The following is a 21788-nucleotide window of genomic DNA, read 5'->3' on the forward strand; positions in this document are numbered from 1 at the left end:
TCGCCGGGGAACCCGGGCCGCCGGCTCTATTCCGGCGCCGTCCTGGCGGTGCTGCTGATCTGGGTCCACCATGTCATCGGATCAGTGACCTTGAAGCGGCGGCCCGTGACTGAGTCCGGGGTGATGCGCACGAATGCGTCCTTCCGCCCCGACTGCCACGGGAAGAGGTACAGGCGGGAGGTCTCCAGCACCTCCTCGGTGCTCTTGACCAGGGCGGCGGTGCCCTTGATCACCACGCTCCATGCCAGGCCCGTGTCGGCGTCCACACCGTCCGCCTCCACGGCTACTGCGGCATCGTCGCCGGTCGCCGCCGAGAGTTTGGTTCCCTGGCCGGTCCGGAAGACCAGCGTGCCGCCGTCCACCGTGTAGTTCACCGGGAAGATGTCCGGGCGTCCCTCAACCAGTACTGCCAGCCTGCCCACGGACACGGTACGCAACAGGGCCCAGCATTCATGGTGTTCGAGGTTCTGCACTTGGGTAGATGACTCGTTGCTCATGCGGTGAGCATACGCCCTTCACCAAGGGCTGGGCTTGTAATCCTTCAGGAAGACACCGTACTGGTCCTCGCCCTTTTCGCCCATGACGATTGGATCGTAAACGCGGGCCGCGCCGTCTACCAGGTCCAGGGGTGCGTGGAAGCCTTCCTCCATGAGCCGGACCTTGGTGAAGTGGGGACGTTCGTCCGTGATCCAGCCGGTGTCCACCGCGGTCATCAGGATGCCGTCGGTGTCCAGCATCTCCTGGGCGCTGGTGCGGGTCATCATGTTCAGCGCGGCTTTGGCCATGTTGGTGTGCGGATGTCCCGGGCCCTTGTAGGCGCGGGAGAACTGGCCCTCCATGGCTGAGACGTTCACGATGTACTTCCGCCGTGCGGAGGAGCGCTTCATGGCCCCGCGCAGGCGGCTGACCAACAGGAACGGCGCGGTGACGTTGCAGAGCTGCACCTCGAGCATCTCGAGGGGATCCACTTCGTCCACCACCTGGGTCCAGCTGTTGATGGTGGCAAGGTCCGGGACCAGGCCGCCGGCGTCGATGGCGGTCCCCGAAGCGATCCGCTCCAGCGATGCGGATCCGGTGGACAATGCCAGTGATGTGATGGCGTCGCCGGCCAGGACCGGATGTTCGGTGACGCTGCCTGCAAGCGCCAGCGGGTGCTTGTCATGGGCATGGCCGAAGGTCAGCAGTTCGGGGCCGCCGTTGGCCGCTTCAAGCGCCGCGGGCAGCGGCTCGTCCTCGGCGTCCACCAGCGGCTTGTAGGCGTTGCCGGAGCGGCGCACGGTCTGGGCGGCGTTGTTGATGATGATGTCCAGTGGACCGGCCTCGTTGAGGGAGTCGGTCAGTGCCATGACCTGGGCAGGATCGCGCAGGTCGATGCCCACGATCCGGAGCCGGTGCAGCCACTCGCCGCTGTCTTCCATGGCGGTGAAGCGCCGGGCCGCATCCTTGGGGAAGCGGGTGGTGATGGTGGTGTGCGCCCCGTCGCGCAGCAGCCGGAGGGCGATGTACATCCCGATCTTGGCGCGGCCCCCGGTCAGCAGGGCGCGGCGGCCGGTCAGGTCGGTCCGGGCGTCGCGCTTGCTGTGGCTGAAGGCAGCGCATTCGGGGCAGAGCTGGTGGTAGAAGGCGTCCACCTGCGTGTAGTGCTGCTTGCAGATGTAGCAGGGGCGGGACCGGATGAGGTGGCCCGCAATCTTGCCGGTGGCTGAGGGCGCCAGCTTGTTGCCGCGGGTCTCGTCATCGATCCGGTCCGGTGCGGCGGTGGCCGTCTGGGCAATGACGGCCCGGTCGGCGTCGGCGATCGAGTCGCGCTTGGTGACCCTGCGGTGGCGCTTGACGGCCTTGAACATCTTTCCGGTGGCGCGGCGTACCGAGATGTAGTCCGGGTGCTCCTCGTCATAGGCGTGGATGGTGTTCAGGACCTTGAGGCAGGCCTGGATGTCCTCAGGGGTCAGATCGGGGGAGCTCATTGGGAAAATTTTACAGCGTACGCCGCAGGCCGGGACACCATCAGCGGTGTCCCGGCCTGCAGGATGCCTTTGGGGAGGGCCCGGGGTCAGGAAACCCTGGCGCCGGGCGCGGCTTCCGCGGCCGCGGCGGCGTGCGTGTCAGCCACCTTGTCCGCGGCCTCGCGCATGTTCGGGTACTGGTCCGTGGCGGCCTTCACGGCGTTGGGCAGCTGGCTGAGGTGCCGTGCAGCGAGCCGGCGTTCCTCTTCGCCCGGCTCAGGGACTTCCTGGCCCTTGGCAAGGACAGTGATGCCGGAATCGGTGACTTTGAAGCCGCGGGCGCGGTCAAGGTCCGGATCCAGTCCGATGGCGGCACCAGCTGGCACCTTGACGTTCTTGTCCAGGATGGCCCGGTTGATCACTGCCCCTTCGCCCACCTGGACCTTGTCCATCAGTACCGAGTCGATGACCCTGCCGCTGGTGGCCACGTATACGTCGTTGGACAGCACGGAGCCTTCCACCACGCCGCCTGAGATCACCACGCCGCTGGAGACGATCGAGTCCAGCGCCGTGCCCACGGTGTTGTTCTTGCCGCGGACGAACTTGGCCGGCGGGGAAATGCTTTGCCGCGTGTAGATGGGCCATTCGGAGTTGTAGAGATTGAACACCGGCAGCGGGGAGATGAGGTCCATGTGGGCGTCGTAGAAGGAGTCGATGGTGCCAACGTCGCGCCAGTAGGTGCGGTCGCGTTCGGTGGAGCCGGGGATGTCGTTGAGCGTGAAGTCGTAAACGCCGGCCTCGCCGCGGTTGACGAAGTAGGGAATGATGTCCCCGCCCATGTCGTGCTTGGTGTCCAGGCGCTCAGCGTCCACGTGCAGCGCAGCCACCAGGGCATCGGCGTCGAACACGTAGTTGCCCATGGAGGCCAGGAACTGTGAAGGATCGGCAGCCAGGCCGGGCGTGGAGGACGGCTTCTCAACGAAGGCGGCGATCTTCTGGGGATCGTTCTGGTCCACTTCGATGACGCCGAACTGGTCGGCCATGTGCAGCGGCTGCCGCACTGCCGCCACCGTTGCCTTGGCACCGCTGTTCACGTGCTGTGCCACCATCTGGGCGAAGTCCATGCGGTACACGTGGTCGGCGCCCACCACCACAACAATGTCCGGGTTGGCGTCGTGGATGAGGTTCAGGGACTGGTAGATGGCGTTGGCGCTGCCCAGGAACCAGCTCTTGCCTACGCGCTGCTGGGCGGGAACCGAAGCGATGTAGTTGCCCAGCTGGGTGGACATCCGCCACGTCTCGGAGATGTGCCGGTCGAGGCTGTGCGACTTGTACTGCGTCAGCACCACGATCTGGAGGTAGCGGGAATTGACCAGGTTGGACAGCGCGAAGTCGATGAGGCGGTAGCTGCCGGCGAAGGGCACGGCGGGCTTTGCCCGGTCTGCCGTCAGTGGCATCAGCCTGTTTCCCTCGCCACCTGCGAGGACAATGGCCAGGACTTTTTCGTTAACGGCATGATGGTCGCTCCTGTACGCCTTCGTAACTCCCCAAGACAGTCCGGTAGGCCCGGACTCCTTCACACTAGAACAGTTATGCGTGAAGGACTACCTTGGGTCTTGTGCGAATAGACATTGTGACTAAAGAGTTCCCGCCGGAGATCTACGGTGGCGCCGGGGTGCATGTAGCCGAATTGAGCAGGGTGCTTAGCAAGCACGTTGACCTGCAGGTTCGTGCTTTTGGGGCTCCCCGCGACGCCGACTACCATGGCGCGACCGTGACGTCCTACCAGGTCCCGGAGGACCTGGGCGGGGCGAACGCAGCGGTGCAGACCCTGGGCGTGGACCTGCGAATCGTGCCCGACGTCCAAGGCGCGGACCTGGTCCATTCGCACACCTGGTACGCCAACATGGCCGGGCACCTGGCCTCCCTGCTGCACGGTATCCCGCACGTTCTCAGCGCGCACAGCCTTGAGCCGCTGCGGCCCTGGAAGGCTGAGCAGCTCGGCGGCGGCTACGCCCTGTCCTCCTGGGTGGAAAAGACGGCCTATGAAGCGGCTGCGGCGATCATCGCCGTCTCCGAGGGCATGCGCCAGGACATCCTGCGCAGCTACCCCAACGTGGATCCCACAAAGGTCCGCGTGGTCCACAACGGCATCGACGTGGAGCTTTGGCAGCGTGATGAAAACGACGACGCCGTCCGCGCCCTGGGCATCGACCCCGCCAAGCCAAGCGTCGTCTTTGTGGGAAGAAACACACGGCAGAAGGGCGTCCCCTACCTCCTGCGGGCGGCGGCGAAGCTTCCCGCCGATGTTCAGTTGGTCCTGTGCCTCGGCGCCGCGGACACCCCAGAACTGGCAGCCGAAACCGCAGCGCTCATCGAAGAGCTGCAGAAGCAGCGCACAGGCGTTGTCCTGATCGAACGGATGCTGCCGCGCCATGAGCTGATCCAGGTGCTCAGCCATGCCACCGCCTTCGCGTGCCCGTCCATCTATGAGCCGCTGGGCATCGTCAACCTCGAAGCCATGGCCTGCGGGGCAGCCGTGGTGGCCAGCGCCACGGGCGGTATCCCCGAGGTGGTTGAGCACGGCCGGACCGGACTCCTGGTGGACCTGGAGCAGGTGACCGACGGCACCGGCACGCCCCTGGACCCTGAAAAGTTCGTCAAGGAGTTCGCTGAGGCCCTCACCGAGGTGGTATCCGATCCCGCACGGGCCCGCGCAATGGGAGAGGCAGGCCGGGAGCGCGCCGAAAAGCACTTCTCCTGGGAGTCCATCACGGAGACCACCCTTGAGGTCTACCGCTCGGTGCTGCCTGCGGCCCGCTGAGCGTACCGCCACGGACGCCTAAGGACGGCAACAACGACGGCGCCGCTCCCCAGCCCAGCCAGGGGGAGCGGCGCCGTCGTGCTTTCCGGGCCTGCGCGCCGGCGGCTGATCAGGCTTTCCGGGCCGCTGCCGTCCTGGCAATCAGGACTTTCTCGTCCACGGGCGACTGCCCGCTTGCCCTTTCATTCCGGAAGTAGGCCCGGGCCTCGTCCTGCCGGGTTTTCTCGGCGCCCGTTGCGATGGCCGCCCGCACATGATCCCCGCCGTACCCGAAGGCGTCCACCAGGTCCAGGGCATGGGGCCGGATCCTCTCCAGCAGCCGGTTGATGTACCCGCCCACGGTGCGTGCCCGCTGCATGGAGAGCCGGCCGTTCATGAGGTACCAGGCCAGGTTCTTCTCGATCAGGGACAGGCCGAATAGGTCCCGCAGCCAGGTCAGCACCTTCCTGGTTCCGGGGTCGTCCACCTGCTGCAGGGCGTCCGTGAACGCCTCCCACTGCAGCAGTTCGGCGTGCGCCTGGGCGGCATCAATAAGTTCGTTCTGGTGCCGGTTGAACAAGGCGGCGCCCTGGTCCTGCGGCAGCCGTTTGCTGCCCTTCAAAGCAGCCGCGGCCTCGGCCACCATGGTCTGCACCCTGTCGGTAAGGAGGGCGCGCTGGCCTTCCTCGTCCCGCAGCGCGATGGCAGCCTTTTGGACCGAACCGGTGTCGGCCACGAACTGGGCCACCTGGCGCAGTCCGGTGCGGTGGACAGCTGCGCCGGCAGCCTGGTTCACCACGTACCGGGCCAGCACGCCGAAGTCCACGCTGCGGAATTCCTTGGCGTAGTCGGCCAGCAGACGCTTGGCCACCAGTTGGAGCAACACCGTGTTGTCGCCCTCGAAGGTGGCATACACGTCCAGGTCGGCCCGCAGTGATGCGAACCGGTTCTCAATCAGGAAGCCGGCGCCGCCGCAGGCTTCCCGGCATTCCTGCAAGGTGTCCAGGGCGTGCCAGGTGCTCAGCGGCTTCAGCGCTGCGGCCAGGGTTTCCAGGTCCTGTCGGTCCGCGTCGGTATCGTGGGCACCGGAGAAGACATCGTCGAACTTCTGCAGGAGCTGCTCGTGGGCAAAGCCGGCCGCGTAAGTGGTGGCAAGCCGGGTGAAGAGGCGCCGCTGGTGCCGCTGGTAGTCGAGCAGCACCTCTTCCTCCGTGTGCGACGAGGCGTTGAACTGGCGGCGTTCGGTGGCGTACTGGATGGCTGCTTTCAGGGCCACTTTGGAAGCTGCGACGGCGGCACCGTCCAGTGACACCCGGCCCTGCACCAGCGTTCCCAGCATGGTGAAGAAGCGCCGGCCGGGGCTGGCGATGGGCGACGTGTAGGTCCCGTCGGCATCGACGTTGCCGTACCGGTTCAGGAGGTTCGTCCGCGGGATGCGGACGTTGGTGAAGTGCAGCCGGCCGTTGTCGATTCCGTTCAGGCCGCCCTTGATGCCGTCGTCCTCCCCGCCGATCCCGGGCAGGAATTCCCTGGTGGCGGGGTCCCTCAGGTCAACGTAGAAGGCATGCACCCCGTGGTTAACCCCGCGGGTAACCAGCTGGGCGAACACCACGGCGCCCAGGCCATCGATGGCGGCGTTGCCGATGTAGTCCTTCCAGGCGGCGCGGAAGGGGGTGTGGATGATGAATTCCCCGGCGGCGGGGTCATAGGTTGCGGTGGTGGCAATGCTGGCCACGTCCGAACCATGGCCCGTCTCTGTCATGGCGAAGCAGCCGGGGATTTCGAGGTTCATGATTCCCGGCAGCCATTTGGCGTGGTGGTCTGCGGTGCCCAGGTGCATCACCGCGGATCCAAAGAGTCCCCACTGGACGCCGGCTTTGATCTGCAGTGACGGGTCAGCCACCACCAGCTCCTCGAACCCTGCGATGTTTCCGCCGTGGTCGTCGGAACCGCCCAGTGCCGCCGGGAAGGCGCGGTGCACGGCTTCATTGTCCACAAGGTATTTGAGCTGGTCGAACACGCGGGCGCGGTGTTCGGTGTGCGTCAGGCCCTCGGTCTTGTGCAGTTCCGGCCTGGCGGCCAGGTCCCTTGCCTGGAGCCGCACGTCGGCCCACTTGCCCAGGAGCTGCCGGCCCAGTGCCTCGACGTCGACGGCGGGGGCAGGGCTGCTGCCTGCGGGTTTGGCTGCAGGGGTCGCCGCGGGGCGAAGCCCCATGCGGGCGGGGCGGTCCACTACGTCAGTCATGTCACAGTCCTTCTTTGGCGGATAACTTGGTGGTCGGTGGGGCGGGAGTGAGTTCGGGGGCTATGCCCACGCACAGCCAGGCGGTTATCTGGCGCGCCATGGTCTCCTGGCTTGGTTTGGAGGGGAGTCCGGAGTGCTGAGCCATTGTTCGCCGGCGTTCCGCACCAGGCCGATTGCCGCCTTGGGCCAGTAGCCGATGACGGTTTCGCTGTCGTCGCCCAGGTGCGACCGCATGGGGGTGGCGATCATGTCCGCAATTGCGTCAAAGAAGTGGCCCAGCGGGCCGCCTGCCGCCGACGGGTGCGGCGGGTTGGCGGGGTCGCCGGGGGCATAGCTCGTGACGAACGTGTACACGTTGGGACTGGTGTCCGCCATTTGCAGGTATGCCGAGACCATGGCCAGTAAACCTTCCCGGGGGTCACAGCGCTTTGCGCTGCTTCCTGGATGCGGTGCTGCATCTGGCTGAGGACCACTTCGCCCACGGCCTGCTGCAGTCCGGCCTTGTCCCCGAAATACCGGTAAAAGACCGACTTCGAGGTTCCTGCCGCCGTTGCAATGTCCTCCATGGAGGCGTCGCTGCCCAGTGCGTGCACAGCGCGGCGGGCCTGCTTGATGAGTTCGCGGCGCCGTTCCTCCCGGTGGCTCTGCCAGCGCGCCGAACGGCCGTCAGAGCTGGCGGAAGACGGCAGCTCAACCGTCGCTGGAAAGCGCGTGTCCTGAAAGTTCACGATACCCAGCGTATCAGGTACGCTGGGTATCGGTAACCACATGTGACCAGAGGAGCCATCCATGTCCACAGACGGACAGTCCACCCCCACACCCGACGTATCAATCGCGGCCGGGGTCCCGGCAACCAGGAGGGCAGTGATCGTAGGGGCCAACCGGATCCCGTTCGCCCGTGCCGGCGGCGCTTATGCAAAATCCTCCAACCAGGACATGCTTACAGCTGCCCTGGACGGACTGATCGCACGCTTTGGGCTCCAGGACGAACGGATGGGCCAGGTGGCCGCCGGCGCCGTGCTCAAGCACTCCAGGGATTTCAACCTCACCCGGGAGGCCGTGCTGGGCTCGGCACTTTCCGCCGAGACCCCGGTCTACGATCTCCAGCAGGCCTGCGCCACGGGACTTGAAACGGTGGTGGGCCTGGCGAACAAGATCAAGCTCGGGCAGATCGACTCGGCCATTGCCGGTGGCGTGGACTCAGCCTCCGACGCGCCGGTGGTAGTCAGCGAAGGGCTGCGCGAGGTCATCCTGGACCTTCACCGCGCCAAGACACTTCCCCAGCGCCTGCAGATCCTGAGCCGCCTCCGGCCCAAGGACCTGGCACCGCTGGCCCCGGGCACGGCAGAACCCCGCACCGGCCTGAGCATGGGTGAACACCAGGCCCTCACAACGGCACAATGGAAGATCTCCCGCGAAGCCCAGGACGAACTGGCGCTGAACAGCCACCACAATCTGGCTGCCGCCTACGAGTCCGGCTTCTTCGATGACCTCATGACCCCCTACCGCGGACTGACGCGGGACGCCAACCTGCGGGCCGATACATCGCTGGAAAAGCTTGCGTCCCTGAAGCCGGTGTTTGGCCGGAACCTCGGGGCAGATGCAACCATGACGGCAGGAAACTCGACCCCACTGACCGATGGTGCCTCCACAGTGCTGCTGGCGTCCGACGAGTGGGCAGATGCCCGCGACCTGCCGAAGCTGGCAGCAGTGGTGGACGCTGAAGCTGCGGCCGTGGACTTTGTCCACGGCAAGGACGGGCTGCTGATGGCCCCCGTGTTCGCTGTGCCCAGGCTCCTTGCCCGCCAAGGCCTTACGCTGGCGGACTTCGACTACTTCGAAATCCACGAAGCATTCGCCGCCACTGTCCTCAGCACCCTGGCCGCGTGGGAGGACGAGGAATTCGGCCGTACCCGCCTCGGCCTGGACGGTGCTCTTGGCAGCATCGACCGCTCGCGCCTGAACGTCAACGGGTCCTCGCTGGCAGCGGGCCACCCGTTTGCGGCGACCGGCGGCCGCATTGTCGGCACGCTTGCCAAGATGCTCCACGCCAAGTCGGCGTCCACAGGTCGTCCTTCGCGCGGCCTGGTGTCCGTCTGCGCAGCCGGCGGCCAGGGCGTCGTCGCGATCCTGGAATCTCTGTAGGGGACGGCATGGCTGACACATACGCACAACTGGTCAACAGCGGCGTAGGCCGCAACCTCGCAAAGAAACTCGGCCTTCCGCAGCCCGCTGTCCTGCGCCGCTACGAGCCGGGGCAGCCCCTGGTGACCGGGCCTGTCGTTGTTCTGGGCGACACCCCCGGCGCGGACAAACTTGCCGCCGAGCTGCTGTCCTGGGACCTCGATGTCAGGCGGCACGCCGTTCCGGCCGAAAAACTGGGTGCCATCATTCTGGTCCTCGATGAGCTCGGGCACCCGGCGGACCTGGAAAAGCCTGTGTTGGATGCCGCGGGTTCCCTCCGCGACCTGCGGGCCGGGGGCCGGATCATCACCTTGTCCCGCCCGGCGGCGGAAGCTGCCACTCCCGACGCTGCAGCAGCACGCCAGGGGGTGGATGGCTTCCTGCGATCCCTTGCCAAGGAACTGCGTGCCGGAGCAACCGGAAATGGTGTGCTCCTCGCTGATGGCACCACTTCCACCAGCCCCAGCACGCTCGGTGCCATCACGTTCTTCCTCTCCGGCCGTTCAGCGTTCGTGGACGGACAGTTCCTCACGGTTTCAACGGAGGACGGCGCACTGCCCGCCGACCCGGAAAAGCCACTTGCAGGAAAAGTGGCAGTAGTTACCGGCGCAGCCCGCGGCATCGGCGCGCAGATTGCCCGGACGCTGCACCGCGATGGTGCCACGCTGGTCCTGGTGGACATTCCGGCAGCGGGAGACCAGCTGGCGGCCGTAGCCAATGAGGTACGCGCGACGGCATTGCAGCTCGACATCACCGCAGCGGACGCGGGCCGGCGGATCATCGACCACGCCATACAGCGGTACGGACGTCTGGACATCGTGGTGCACAATGCCGGGGTTACGCGGGACAAGCTGCTGGCCAACATGGACCAGGCGCGGTGGAACCAGGTCATCAACATCAATATCGCCGCCCAACTCCGGATCAACGAGGCCCTGCTGGCCTCAGAACACTTCCGGTCTTCGCCGCGTATCGTTTCTGTTGCCTCCACCAGCGGCATCGCCGGGAACCGGGGACAAACCAACTACGCCGCATCCAAGGGGGAGTTGTGGGAATGGTCCGTGCCAGCGCCCCGCTGCTCGCGTCCCGGGGCGGCACCATCAATGCGGTGGCACCCGGATTCATCGAAACCGACATGACCGCGCGCATCCCCTTCGCCGTCCGTGAAGTGGCACGACGGTTGAACTCACTCCAGCAGGGCGGCCTGCCCTCCGACGTCGCCGAGACCATAGCGTTCCTCGCCAGCGACGCCGCAGGCGGAATCAACGGGGAGGTGCTGCGGGTGTGCGGGCAAAACCTGGTGGGGGCATGACGCTCGCACAGCCGGTGATCCTGGCCGAGATGCCGTCCTTGTCCAAGCTCTACGTCAACGCCGCCGCCCAGGCGGCACGGCGCAGGCTCCTGGGCACACATGACTCCGCCGTCCTCCCGGCCGAGAGCCATGAAGTCAGGGGAGTGGTGGTGGGGGTGGAAAACCTCACGGCCTACCAGCACCTGATCGGTGAGACGGCAAGCGATGTCCTGCCTGCCGGTTTCATCCACGCGATCGCATTCCCGCTGGCCATGAGCGTCCTTAACCGCGACGACTTCCCGCTGCCCCTGCTGGGCATGATCCACCTGCACAACAGCGTCGAACAAAGGTCCCCATTGGTCTTCACGGACGTTCTGGACATGACCGCTTGGGTGCAAAACCTCCGTGGGCACCGTTCCGGCACGCAGGTGGACGTGGTAGCGGAAGTGCGCCCTGCCGGCTCGCCGGATGTGCATTGGCGGGGCGTCTCCACTTACCTGGCCAAGGGAGTGTTCCTGCCCGGAATCGACAAACCTACTGCGCTGCCACCGAAGGCCGATTTCACGCCGCCGGACCCGACGGCCCTGTGGCACCTGGGCGTTGACACGGGGCGGGCCTACGCCGCGGTATCCGGGGATTTCAACCCGATCCACCTGAGCGTGCTGTCGGCAAAAGCGCTGGGCATGCGGCGTTCGATAGCACACGGGATGTACTTGGCCTCGCGTGCGCTCGCAGATGTCGGCCCTGCCCGCGGTGACTCCTTCACGTGGGACGTGGAGTTCGAGGCTCCGGTGTTCCTGCCCTCCCGGGTTGCCCTGGAAATCGCCACCGAACAAAGCGGATCAGGGGCATGGAAACACTCGCGCTTTGTCGCCTGGAGTCCCCGCTCCGGGCGCTGCCATTTCAGCGGGACGGTTGCCGCGCTCTAGCCAGCCCGGTTCCCGGCGCCAGGACTAGTCCTGCGGGCGGACTGCCCGCAGGATCCGGTGGAGGCTGAGGAGGACCGATTCGGAGGCAGGGACGGTGCCTTGGGTTGCCTCCCTGCCTGCAGCGGCCGCCATGCAGGCGTCCACCGCCTCTTTCGCGGCGGCGAAGCGGTGTTTCTGGGTCTGTTCGTCAGCTCCGCTGTAGGACGCCAGCAGCTCTCCGGTGGCCGTGATGGCGGCAGCAAGCGGTTCACTGTCCTGCAGGGGGATATCGTAGGGAGCGTCGCTTTCCCAGATGACGTCCGAGAGCACGTCCGTCATGTCCTGGATATGGAAAGTGACCCGCTCCAGTTCCCGCAGGTCGCGGTAGTCCCTGTCCACGTCCCTGGGGTGCAGCTTCCGCCTGGGATTGGCGCGGCGGCTGGCATCGGCTTCCTTGACCAGATGCCGCACCGATCGAGCTGCTTCGGCCAGTTCGTCCGACCGGCGCGCCCAGTCCTCGTGCTCCGGAGGCCACTTTTCGGTAATCGCCGCCCCCATGTCCGTAAGCTGCCGCCCAAGGGCGAGGCGGAGATCATCGAGGCTTGAAGCCGCTGCATCAAAGTGCAGCGGCGGGAAGATCAGAAAATTGACTGCGATCCCCACGCCCACGCCCGCACCCATCTGGACCAGGTAGCCAAAGGAGAAATCGTCCGCGTTGCTTCCGCCCACCAGCAGGACCAGCAGGGCCGCCGTCGGAATCCAGTCACGGCCCGAACCGATACCCGGCAAGCCGCCCAGGAGCACGCCGACTCCCATGAACAGGGCCACCGTCAACGGGGAGGGTTGGGCAAGGCTGACCAGAATGAAAGCAAGGCCGATTCCCATTGCCAGCCCCGCGAGGGCCTGCGCCCCCTGCTTCACTGAGCCCGCGACGTTGTGGTACATGGCCACCAGGGCCCCCAGCGGCGCATAGTACGCATAGTGCGAGGCCGCGCCCGGCATTAGCGGAGCGATGGCGAACGCCAGGCCCGCGGCAAGCGCGGCTTTGGCAGCCAACTGCAGGCGCTGCGCCGCAAAGGCAGCGGAGAGCCCCGCCACCGATTGTTTGAGAAGTTGGGTCCCCCGAGCCCACCGTGCATCCGGTCGTGCTTGAGTGTTGCCCATCCGGACCACAGTAGGGCCGGGCGCCTGTCAGGACAAGCCCGCTGCGGAACGCCGCACTTCGGCGGCCAGGCGATGCGCCCTTCCCGGCGTCCGGCCCTCCTCCTGGCGGCGTGGAATGTAGCCAAAGCCAAGCCCGTAGGCCGGATCCGCAAAACCGAGCGCCGCGTTGGCGCCCTCGTGTCCAAAGGCCCGGTGGCTGCCAAAGTTCCGGGAAGGGTGGGGCTTCATGAAGACGACCGCAAACGCGTTGTCCAGGCCTGAAGAGCGGTCCAGGCCCCACACCTGTTCCCGGGTCATGGCCTCCACCGTCCGGGCCGCCAGGAACGGTTTGTCCCCGTCGACGCCTGTGGTCGCAGCGGCGTACAACCGCGCCAGGCCCTCAGCGGAGCCCACACCGCCGGCGGCGGACATTCCGGCCGCCCGGACGGCGCGGATGTTCGGCAGTTCCATGACGGTGCTGACCGGCTCATTGCTGTTCATGCCTTCGAGGCTGAGTGGATCAACCCAGCCCTGGCCGGGATCTTCTTCATAGAGGACGTCCCTGTACCGTGGCTCCAGCTCCTCCGGGAGCCCCAGGAAGAAATCCACGTCCTGCGGCTGCCGGATCCTGCGGTCGTACATGGCCTGCAGCGACTCGCCCGCGACGCGGCGGCACAACTCCTCCATAAGGATTCCGATGGTCAGGGCGTGGTAGCCGAACTGCCGCCCGGGCTCCCAGGCGGGAGCGGCAGCGGCAAGGCGCGCCGCGGCCGCGGACGTGGTGAATTCATCCAGGCGGAATCCGCCCTCAACGCCCATCAGTCCTGCCTGATGCGACAGCGCTTCCCGGACCAGCAGCCTGTCCTTTCCGTGGCCACCGAATTCCGGCCAGTAATGGACCATTGCCTTATCCAGGTCAAGGACGCCATCCTGGACCATCAGGGCGATGACCATGGCGGCAACGCCCTTGGAGCAGGAATAGGCCCCGGTCACGGTTTCCGAAGCCATGTCGGGGCCGCCCGTCAGGCGCACCACCGGCATCCCGTTGTGGTAGCAGGCGAGTTGTGCGCTGTACCGGGAGTCCTCAGCGAGGAACGACTCAAACAGGGCCAGGACGTTTTCGTACCCTGGCGCCACGGAACCAAGAGATGTCTGCATGCCCTCAGTGTAGGCAGGAAAGCGATTTCCTGCCCGAGGTTTGTTTAGCGCAACGCGCCGTGTCCCGGCGCAACCTCTTCGCCTGGCCGGACCGGCCCGGGCGGCGTGCCGTCTCCAAACGGCCGGCCCTCCAGCGATTCCCTGCCGTGGTCCTGCAGCCACCCGCCCAGGTCCGGACCGGCCGGAACAATGCCCGTGGGATTAATGTCCTCGTGCACGATGTAGTAGTGCTGCTTGATCTGCACGAAGTCGATAGTGTCCCCGAAACCCGGCGTCTGGAACAGGTCCCGTGCATAGCCCCACAGATGCGGCATCTCACTGAGTTTCTGCCGGTTGCACTTGAAGTGGCCGTGGTACACGGGGTCGAACCTGGCAAGCGTGGTGAACAGGCGCACATCCGCCTCGGTGATGGTGTCGCCCACCAAATAGCGCTGCCGGGACAGCCGGTCCTCAAGCCAGTCCAGCGCAGTCCACAGCCGGTCGTACGCCGAGTCGTAGGCTTCCTGGGAACCGGCGAAACCGCAGCGGTAGACGCCGTTGTTGACCTCCGTGAAGACGCGCTTGTTTACCTGGTCGATTTCGTCGCGGAGGTGTCCAGGGTAGAGCTGCGGCGCACCTGCCCGGTGGAACTCCGTCCACTCGGTCGAGAAGTCGAGGGTGATCTGGGGGAAGTTGTTGGTCACGACTTCACCGCTGCGTACATCCACGATGGCAGGCACGGTAATTCCCCGCGGATAGCCGGGGAACCGTTTGAAGTAGGCCTCCTGGAGGCGCTCTATGCCCAGGACGGGGTCCACTCCGCCGGGATCCAGGTCGAACGTCCAGGAGCGAGCGTCGTGGGTAGGGCCGGGCTGGCCCAGGGAAATCGCTTCTTCCAGGCCCAGCAGCCTGCGGACAATGACGGTGCGGTTTGCCCACGGGCAGGCACGGGCGGCGATGAGGCGGTAGCGCCCGGCTTCCACCGGCCACCCCGGCTCGCCCTTGCTGCCGGGGGAGGCATCCCTGGTGATCCGGTCCTCGATGTAATTGGTGTCCCGGGTGAACTGCGTGCCGCCGGTCACATAGGCTCCACGGGTGCTGTGCGTTTCCTGGCTCATGCCACAAGCCTATTCGCCGGCTATCCGTTCCAGGCACCTTCCGCGAGGATCGCCGAGACGGGCTGCCAGGCAACCAGCCACGCTCCGGCAACCAGGAGGGTGAACAAAGCAATCCAGACTCCGGAGGGGACGGAGGTGGCGCGGTACAGAAGGTAGGCGTCGGAGCTGCCAAGGCTTCCACGACGCCGGATGTGGACGTTCGTGAGTTTGAGCAGGTCACGCACAGCAGCCACCAGGAGTGCAAGACCGAAGATGACGGCCACATGCCCCACGACTGGCGCCGGTGCAAGGAAGGTAAGGGCAGCCGCGCCGGCGATGGCGGCGGCAGTGATGATGAAACCGGCAAGGTTGCGGAGGAAGATCAGCGACGCGGCCAGGACCAACAGGCTCACGGCCATGGCAGCCGGGCCCCACCCGCCAAGGCCGCAGCAGACGAAAGCGGCACCGACCATAGCCGGTACCGGATATCCCCAGAAGCAGGACCATGCTGCTGCAAGCCGGCTCCTGCTGTAAGTGGTGGTGGTTCCGGAATGGTCAAGCCTGAGGCGGATTCCCGACAGCCGCTGACCGGACGTCAAGGCCGCGAACGCGTGACCCAGCTCATGGGTGGTGGTAGCGAGGAGCCCGAAGTAGCGCCAGCTGCGGCGGGGTATGGACAGACCGATGGCTGCCGCCACGGACAACAGCATCTCGATCCAGGTGACGTTGGGTACATTTGCCTGCGCGAACGCCGCACTGAAGGTGTTCCACAAGCTCGCGGAGCTGTCCAACATTGCCTCCTGGCTGCCGGTTGGCGTCGTAAATGTCCTACTCCAACGCTACGCACCCCAGCTGGGCGAAGGCTTAAAGTCGAAAGGCACGCCCGTTGCGGCGTGCCTTCGGCGTTGGTGGGACGTGCGAATCGCTGCCCGAAAGGTTCCCGACTAGCCTTCGCACTCAGTGCAGTAGCTGTGGCCGTCTTTTTGACGGGCGATCTGGGACCGGTGGCGGACCAGGAAGCAGGAATAGCAGGTGAACTCATCCTCAGCCTGCGGGATGACCTGGACTACGAGCTCCTCAGCGACGAATTCGCCGCCAGGGACGCCGGCGCCGTCCAGTCCGTCAGCCTCGTCCAACTCCTGCACAACACTGCGGGCGTCGGGAGCATTTGCTGACTGGAGCTGCTCGAGTGAGTTGTCCTGCGATTCCTTGACGTCGGAACGCAGTTCATCGTAATCGGTTGCCACTTTAGGTGCTTCTCTTTTCTTTGATTGGCTGTCGGGTATGAAACGTACAGCATCGGGAGGGTATTCCCCAACAGTGAGCGTGAATCCGCCGCCTATTGGGTAAAGGTCTTAAGGAGCAGCCGCACGTTCCAGGAGCGCATTGCGGCCGCGTGGGCAGTGGGGGGACAGGGTACTGGTCCCCCTGCATGACGGAAGGGGCAGTGTGTGGAACAACTCACCGCAGAGTTCGGCGGTGCAGGACAAATCGGCGTGGGCGTCGGTCCTGTGCTGGAGAAGTTCACTGACGTGTCCAGGATTGTCATCCTGCGCGGCGGAGGATTGGGCGACCTGATTTTCGCCATCCCGGCCATGGCAGCACTGAAGGTGGCTTATCCGGGATCAACCATCACGCTGCTGGGAACACCAATCCACAAGGCGCTGCTGGAGGCGGTGAAAAGCCCCGTGGATGAGGTGGTGGTCCTGCCTTTCGCCGAAGGAGTCAGGCCTGGGCAGGAAGAGGCAGCTGAACTGGACCGTTTCTTTGCCGACATGCGGGGCCGCACCTTCGACCTGGCTGTCCAGCTTCATGGCGGCGGCCGCTATTCAAACCCCTTCCTGCTAAGGCTCGGCGCCCGTCATACCGTCGGGACCCGGACTGCCGATGCAGCCAGCCTCGAGCGCACCGTCCCCTACCTTTACTACCAGCACGAACCACTCAGGGCTTTGGAAGTGGCCGGGTTCGCTGGTGCCTTCCCGGTCGATCTCGAAGCCCGGCTGGCGCCCGCCGGCGGGGAGCCGCACACGAAGCCCTCGACGGCGCCGCCGGCCAGCCGCTGGTGGTGATCCATCCCGGCGCCACCGACCCCCGCCGTCGTTGGCCTGCTGACAAGTTCGCCGAACTTGCCGCTGCCTGCGCAGCGGACGGCTCGCGGGTGGTCATTATCGGTGACAGCAGCGAGCAGGACCTCGCGGAGGCGATCGCGGCCCGGGCCGGATCGGCGGCCGTCGATTCCGCAGCCGGCGCACTGGACATGGCAGGGCTTGTGGCCCTGCTGGCGGAAGCCGGCGTTGTGGTGGCAAACGACAGCGGTCCACGGCACCTTGCCCAGGCCCTGGGCGTTCCCACGGTCGGCATCTTTTGGGCCGGGAACGTGATCAACGCCGGAGCGCTGGGCAGGAGCCTGCACCGCGTGCATGCCTCCTGGGTGACGGCATGCCCCACGTGCGGGATAGACGTGACCCAGGTTGGCTGGACGGCACCCCGCTGCGCCCATGACGATTCTGCGGTAGCGGGCATCGGGGTGCCGGAGGTGTACGAGGATGTCCGCAGCCTCACCGCCACGGCCTACGCAAAGCAGGACGCATGAGCGGCACCGGGACGGCGGGCGTTGCCACCGATCCGCTTCCCGCTGACGGCAAACCGGAATTACTGGTCCTGCGCGCCCTGAAGCTTGGCGACCTGCTGGTGGCCGTACCTGCCCTGAAGGGTATCCGGCGGGCGTTTCCCGAACACCGGCTGCGCTATGCGGCGCAGGGATGGCTGGCAGAAGCTTTGGGGCTGGTGGGCGGTTATGAGCTGTTCCCTACGCATGGGTTGGACGAGCCGCTGGCGATGGAACCCGGCGTAGTGGACGTTGCCGTCAACCTGCACGGCAGCGGCCCGGAGAGCCAGGGAAGGATTGAGGCGCTGAAAGCCAGGCATACGGTTGGCCACCGAAGCGCCCACCGGGACGGCCCGCCGTGGCGGCCGGAACTGCACGAACGCGAACGCTGGGTAAAGCTCCTGGAGTGGCATGGCATCGAGGCGGATCCACTGGACGTAAAGCTGAATACGCCGCATGTCCCCAGCCCCGTCCCCGGTGCGACAGTCCTGCATGTCGGGGCCGCCTATGGCAGCAGGCTGTGGCCGGCGGACCGCTTCGCGGCGGTGGCAGCGGCCCTCGCGGAAGCCGGCCACCGGGTGGTTTTCACCGGCGGCGCAGGGGAGAGGGAACGCGCTGACGAAGTGTGCCGCATTGCGGGGCTCCCGGGGACCACCGTCTTGGCCGGCGTCCTGGGCCTCGGAGAGTTAGCGGCCACCATCGCCGCCGCACGCCTGGTGGTTTCCGCCGACACGGGCGCCGCCCACCTGGCATCCGCATACGGCACTCCTTCCGTGGTGCTTTTGGTCCGGCCCCACCCGAAATCTGGGGTCCGCCCCCTGGGCCCCATGTGGTCCTGACCCGCACGGAGCTGCGGCGCGGGGACACGTTCGCGGCGCAGCCGGACCCCGCGCTGCTGGCAATCCAGGTGCCCGACGTCATGGCTGCGGTCAGGGGCTGGGCCTGCTGTAAGCGCTGCGGATTTGCGCCCCATAGTGTGGGTCTGCAGGGGTCGGCTTGGGTCCCGGGGGCCTAAAATTGTGTGCATGAGCACTGAGCTGGAAATTGCCTTGGTGTTGGGGACGGCGTTGTTGTGGGTCATCGTGGCGCTGACCATCCTGTCTGCCATTGACCGGCCCGAAAGGAAGGCGCGCCGGCAGGAACGGCGCGACCTCCGGACGGAGAAGCGGCGGATCGAGTATCGCCCCGTCGCAGCGGGTTCCCATCCCCAAGGACGGGACCGGCACTCGCGTAGGCTGCACCCGCATTGACGACGGCGGGACGTGCCCGGGTGCATCGGCGTGGAGCACCCGGCCGGCATACCGCACCCGGCCTGGCGCCCGCCGTCGTCCGTTGACGGTGTTGCGCTGCTGCCTGCCAGTCAAGTCTTGACGGGCTTCTTCGGAACCCTGACACTTTCCCGATGGGAGTAAGCGAAGAGTTGCGGGCACTGACTGACGTGGTGGACCGGCTTGCGGCAAGGTTTCCCGCACTGCCCCGCGAACGCATCGAGGATGTGGTGCAGCAGGAGCACAGCCTGCTGGATGCAGGCAGGGTCCGCGCGTTCGTACCGGTCCTGGTTGAACATGCTGCCAGGGACCGCCTGGCCAGGTGAGGCCCAGGGGCTTTTCAGGGTGCCGGCGTGACGTCGATAAGCACTTTTCCGATGGTTCCCTGTTCCACGGCATCGTGGGCCGCCGCAGTGTCCTCAAGGGTGAACCGGGTAAGAGGCAGACCATGTTCCTCGCCCACCCGAAGGGCACCTGCCGCGAGTGCCGCGGCAACGCCGGCTACCGCGTTCTCTTTCTGCCCGTCCGTGACCGTGTAGGTGAGGATGAATTGGTAGCGGACGTTCTTGGTCATGCTTTCGCGGATCGGAACCGTGAGCGATTCTCCGGGGTTGGCCGCGTAAATCGAGATGGTCCCGCCAGTCTTGAGAACGTGCAGGTCGGCATCGATGTTCGCCGGCGCGTTGACGTCCACGATGATGTCCACCCCACCGGGCGCTGCCTCCTGAACGGCGCGGACGACGTCGTCCTTCCGATAGTTGATGACCGTCCCGGCGCCTGCGCGGCGGGCGAGTTCGGCTTTCCGTTCTCCGCTGACGGTTGTGATGACGGTGGCACCGGCCCACCGCGCCAGCTGGATGGCAGCATGGCCCACGGCGCCTGCACCGCCGGTGACCAGCACGGTTCGACCCGCCAGGGCGCCGGGCGAGAGCGTGGCCGGACCGTCCTCATTCGATGTCAGGGCACGGTGGGCCGTGAGGGCCGGAATCCCGAGCGAGGCGCCGGTGTCAAAGGATTCGGCGTCGGGAAGTGCCACAACTTTGTGGGCCGGCACCACGACGTACTCCTGCGCCGTACCTTCGTTGCTGCCCCACGCCACGTCCCAGAGCCAGACACGGTCGCCGTGGCTGAAACCCGCCACCTCTGCGCCCACTTGGTCGATAACGCCGGCTCCGTCCTGGTTGGGAACCTTGGTGACGTCCAGTTTCCTGCCACCCGTTCCGGCACGAGACTTCCAGTCCGTGGGGTTCACGCCGGACACCACCAGCCGGACCCGGACCTCACCGGGACCTGGCTCCGTCAATGGCCTGTCCTGGAGCTGCAGCACCGAGGAGGGACCCGTTGCCTGGTACACGATTGCCTTCACGTCTTCTCCCATGTCCGGATGCTCATCCCTACCGCTCCAACCTAACCGCTAGAAGCGGTCCGTGCCGCGGAGACCCCGGGGGCGGCCGTCCGGATCGACGATGAAGCGGTAGACCGGATCCGCCCAGAGGCGATGGAGTGGCCGGACGGGTTGCGTGGCATGGTGGCGCACCTGCCCTGGCGGTCGGGGCGTACTGCGGCCGGCCCGGTGCCACTGGTCCAGGGCATCGGCGGTGCTGTTCCACAGCTCCAGTCCTGCGGTGGTGGCCTGGAGCTGTGGGTCGTCCAGCTCCAGGCCCAGGTGTTCGGCCCAGAGCTGGAGCCTCAGCTCCGTGGCGAGTGGCCGGGTGGGCAGGGTGCCGGAGTCTGCAGGAAGCATGCCGTCGGCGGATGTGTCCATCACGGCGCAGGTGAGCTCACTGTCAGTGGTCCAGGAGCGCCGGTTGAAGTTGTCTGATCCGCAGGTGAACCAGGTGTCGTCGATGATGCAGATCTTGGCGTGGACGTAGATCGGGGTTCCCTGGCTGTTTTCCAGGTCGAATATGCCCACCCTGTCCGGCGCGGCCCGGCGGAGCATGCCGATGGCGCGCAGTTGCCCCAAGCGCTTGGGCGGTCCACTGAGAAAGCCATCGTTGTCGGGGTACCTGGGAACCACGATGATCACGTTCAGCCCGGGGTTGTGTCGCAGGGCGGCTGCGATCCCCGCTGCCACCTCTGTTGACCACAGATACTGGTCCTCGATGTAGATGAGCGAACGGGCCTGGGCGAACGCCTTTGCATAAGCCTTCGCTATGGTCCGTTCTCCGTGTGGGGCGAAGGGGAATGGCGGATGCTTCAGGCCGTAAGTGCGCAGCAGCTGCACGGCGTGCGGACCTGCCGGAGGTGGGGGAGGAGCGGACTCGGGGAGCGGCTTGGGGTGCCTGGGCATCCGGGCCAGGCGCTGCAACAGCATCCGGTACGGGGTCCGCCGGTCCAGCGGGTGGGGATCGTTCCACCGTTCAGCGAATACCGCCAGCACATCTGCAACGACCGGGCCGCGCAGCTCAAGGGCGGCGTCGTGCCATGGGGGCCTCTGCCCGTAACGGGAATCCATCTCCACTGCCTGGGGGTCTCCCGCATGGCCGGCGTCATCACGGCGGCTGTGTGAGAGGTCCAGTCCCCCCACGAACGCCACATCGAGGGAGGGATCGGTACGCCGGCGGATGACCACCAGTTTCTGATGGTGCGAGCCGAAGAGGCGGACGCGCTGATCCAACAGTGCCTCCCCGCCGGAGTCGTTGATCTTCCGGCTGAGAAGTTCGTTGGAGCGGCCACTGATAGGGGCCGACACGCGCTCACCATGGGATCTCCAGACGAGGCCCCGTACCTCCACGCCGGACCGGGCCAGCCCGGCGAGCTTCGCGCCAATGGTCGTACCGTTCGCCTCCAACTGCTCATCGGCATCGCCACGCCAGTCGGTGAACCATACCCGGTCTCCCGCCTGCAGCGCAGACAGCTCCTCATGCAGCCTGGAGAAGTATGTTGCTCCATGAATCAGGGGACGTACCAGGTTTCCTTCAGACCAGGGGCCGGATTCCGTACCAGCCCCTTGGACGTCGGAGGCAGGGTTTCCCCGCTCAGCCTGATTCAGAAACCACTTGCCAACCATGCTGTCCACGTGGCGCTCCTTCCGGGGCCCGGGGGCAGGCCACTGCGTTTCCAAACTAACCTACGCCCGTGCGTCTACCTCCGCCCCGTGCAGACGGCTCCAGACAGATTGAAACCGGCAACGCTCCACTGCCACGTCGGGAATAGGC

At 66.2% G+C, this 21788-nt stretch carries 18 protein-coding genes and 3 pseudogenes; 9 read left to right on the forward strand and 12 right to left on the reverse strand.

The window, feature by feature from the left end:
* Positions 1-26: 26 nt before the first annotated feature.
* The 3 genes from OUO20_RS06790 to glgC form a co-directional block, all read right to left on the reverse strand.
* Positions 27-497 carry a pyridoxamine 5'-phosphate oxidase family protein gene (locus tag OUO20_RS06790; RefSeq protein WP_026266057.1) on the reverse strand — a complete coding sequence of 157 codons (471 nt, stop codon included), beginning with the start codon at positions 495-497 and terminating at the stop codon, positions 27-29.
* A gap of 18 nt (positions 498-515) precedes the next feature.
* Complete coding sequence (locus OUO20_RS06795; protein ID WP_268003138.1) at positions 516-1967, reverse strand: SDR family NAD(P)-dependent oxidoreductase; 1452 nt, start codon at positions 1965-1967, stop codon at positions 516-518.
* 86 nt (positions 1968-2053) lie between these two features.
* Complete coding sequence (gene glgC, locus OUO20_RS06800; RefSeq protein ID WP_268003400.1) at positions 2054-3502, reverse strand: glucose-1-phosphate adenylyltransferase; 1449 nt, start codon at positions 3500-3502, stop codon at positions 2054-2056.
* A gap of 62 nt (positions 3503-3564) precedes the next feature.
* Here glgC and glgA point away from each other — a divergent pair, with 62 nt between their 5' ends.
* The gene (glgA, locus tag OUO20_RS06805; protein ID WP_043425351.1) at positions 3565-4770 is read left to right on the forward strand and encodes a glycogen synthase; all 1206 of its coding nucleotides are present in this window, start codon (positions 3565-3567) and stop codon (positions 4768-4770) included.
* Between the two features lie 109 nt (positions 4771-4879).
* On the opposite strand, the gene OUO20_RS06810 is transcribed toward glgA, so the two are convergent.
* Both OUO20_RS06810 and OUO20_RS06815 read right to left on the reverse strand, forming a co-directional pair.
* The gene (locus tag OUO20_RS06810) at positions 4880-6994 is read right to left on the reverse strand and encodes an acyl-CoA dehydrogenase family protein (RefSeq protein ID WP_056390309.1); all 2115 of its coding nucleotides are present in this window, start codon (positions 6992-6994) and stop codon (positions 4880-4882) included.
* A 1-nt stretch (position 6995) separates the two neighbouring features.
* Positions 6996-7764: pseudogene (locus OUO20_RS06815) on the reverse strand (TetR family transcriptional regulator).
* A 19-nt stretch (positions 7765-7783) separates the two neighbouring features.
* Between OUO20_RS06815 and OUO20_RS06820 the strand changes: the two are divergent.
* From OUO20_RS06820 to OUO20_RS06830, 3 genes and pseudogenes are all read left to right on the forward strand, one after another.
* Positions 7784-9139, forward strand: coding sequence for an acetyl-CoA C-acetyltransferase (locus tag OUO20_RS06820; protein ID WP_056390316.1), 1356 nt, complete (start codon positions 7784-7786; stop codon positions 9137-9139).
* Between the two features lie 8 nt (positions 9140-9147).
* A pseudogene (locus OUO20_RS06825) lies at positions 9148-10487 on the forward strand (3-oxoacyl-ACP reductase).
* The gene (locus OUO20_RS06830; protein ID WP_268003139.1) at positions 10484-11395 is read left to right on the forward strand and encodes a MaoC family dehydratase; all 912 of its coding nucleotides are present in this window, start codon (positions 10484-10486) and stop codon (positions 11393-11395) included. The pseudogene OUO20_RS06825 and the gene OUO20_RS06830 overlap by 4 nt, the downstream one beginning before the upstream one ends.
* Positions 11396-11419: 24 nt before the next feature.
* On the opposite strand, the gene OUO20_RS06835 is transcribed toward OUO20_RS06830, so the two are convergent.
* The 5 genes from OUO20_RS06835 to OUO20_RS06855 form a co-directional block, all read right to left on the reverse strand.
* On the reverse strand, positions 11420-12472 hold the full coding sequence (locus tag OUO20_RS06835; protein ID WP_056390321.1) for an FUSC family protein: 1053 nt from the start codon (positions 12470-12472) through the stop codon (positions 11420-11422).
* A 93-nt stretch (positions 12473-12565) separates the two neighbouring features.
* Entirely contained in the window at positions 12566-13675 is a 1110-nt protein-coding gene (locus OUO20_RS06840; RefSeq protein ID WP_268003140.1) for a serine hydrolase domain-containing protein, read from the reverse strand.
* Between the two features lie 44 nt (positions 13676-13719).
* Positions 13720-14772: a glutathione S-transferase family protein gene (locus OUO20_RS06845; protein ID WP_268003141.1), complete on the reverse strand. Its 1053-nt coding sequence runs from the start codon at positions 14770-14772 to the stop codon at positions 13720-13722.
* A 20-nt stretch (positions 14773-14792) separates the two neighbouring features.
* Positions 14793-15545: a M50 family metallopeptidase gene (locus OUO20_RS06850; protein WP_144599734.1), complete on the reverse strand. Its 753-nt coding sequence runs from the start codon at positions 15543-15545 to the stop codon at positions 14793-14795.
* A 150-nt stretch (positions 15546-15695) separates the two neighbouring features.
* A complete protein-coding gene (locus tag OUO20_RS06855) occupies positions 15696-15998 on the reverse strand; it encodes a DUF4193 domain-containing protein (RefSeq protein WP_018761323.1) in 303 nt (100 codons plus the stop codon).
* Positions 15999-16202: 204 nt separating this feature from the next.
* Here OUO20_RS06855 and OUO20_RS21445 point away from each other — a divergent pair, with 204 nt between their 5' ends.
* From OUO20_RS21445 to OUO20_RS06875, 5 genes and pseudogenes are all read left to right on the forward strand, one after another.
* Positions 16203-16820: a glycosyltransferase family 9 protein gene (locus OUO20_RS21445; protein ID WP_326498074.1), complete on the forward strand. Its 618-nt coding sequence runs from the start codon at positions 16203-16205 to the stop codon at positions 16818-16820.
* Positions 16814-17344: a glycosyltransferase family 9 protein gene (locus tag OUO20_RS21450; protein WP_326498075.1), complete on the forward strand. Its 531-nt coding sequence runs from the start codon at positions 16814-16816 to the stop codon at positions 17342-17344. The genes OUO20_RS21445 and OUO20_RS21450 overlap by 7 nt, the downstream gene beginning before the upstream one ends.
* Positions 17341-18374: pseudogene (locus tag OUO20_RS06865) on the forward strand (glycosyltransferase family 9 protein). The gene OUO20_RS21450 and the pseudogene OUO20_RS06865 overlap by 4 nt, the downstream one beginning before the upstream one ends.
* A 10-nt stretch (positions 18375-18384) precedes the next feature.
* Complete coding sequence (locus OUO20_RS06870; RefSeq protein WP_018771137.1) at positions 18385-18609, forward strand: hypothetical protein; 225 nt, start codon at positions 18385-18387, stop codon at positions 18607-18609.
* Between the two features lie 152 nt (positions 18610-18761).
* Positions 18762-18953, forward strand: a complete 192-nt coding sequence (locus OUO20_RS06875; protein ID WP_018771136.1) for a three-helix bundle dimerization domain-containing protein — start codon at positions 18762-18764, stop codon at positions 18951-18953.
* A gap of 14 nt (positions 18954-18967) precedes the next feature.
* On the opposite strand, the gene OUO20_RS06880 is transcribed toward OUO20_RS06875, so the two are convergent.
* On the reverse strand, positions 18968-19993 hold the full coding sequence (locus OUO20_RS06880) for an NADPH:quinone reductase (RefSeq protein ID WP_144600030.1): 1026 nt from the start codon (positions 19991-19993) through the stop codon (positions 18968-18970).
* Between the two features lie 48 nt (positions 19994-20041).
* Positions 20042-21640: a phospholipase D family protein gene (locus OUO20_RS06885; protein ID WP_268003401.1), complete on the reverse strand. Its 1599-nt coding sequence runs from the start codon at positions 21638-21640 to the stop codon at positions 20042-20044.
* Between the last annotated feature and the right edge of the window lie 148 nt (positions 21641-21788).

Origin of the sequence: Arthrobacter sp. FX8, assembly GCF_026723805.1 — a bacterium.
GTDB lineage: Bacteria > Actinomycetota > Actinomycetes > Actinomycetales > Micrococcaceae > Arthrobacter.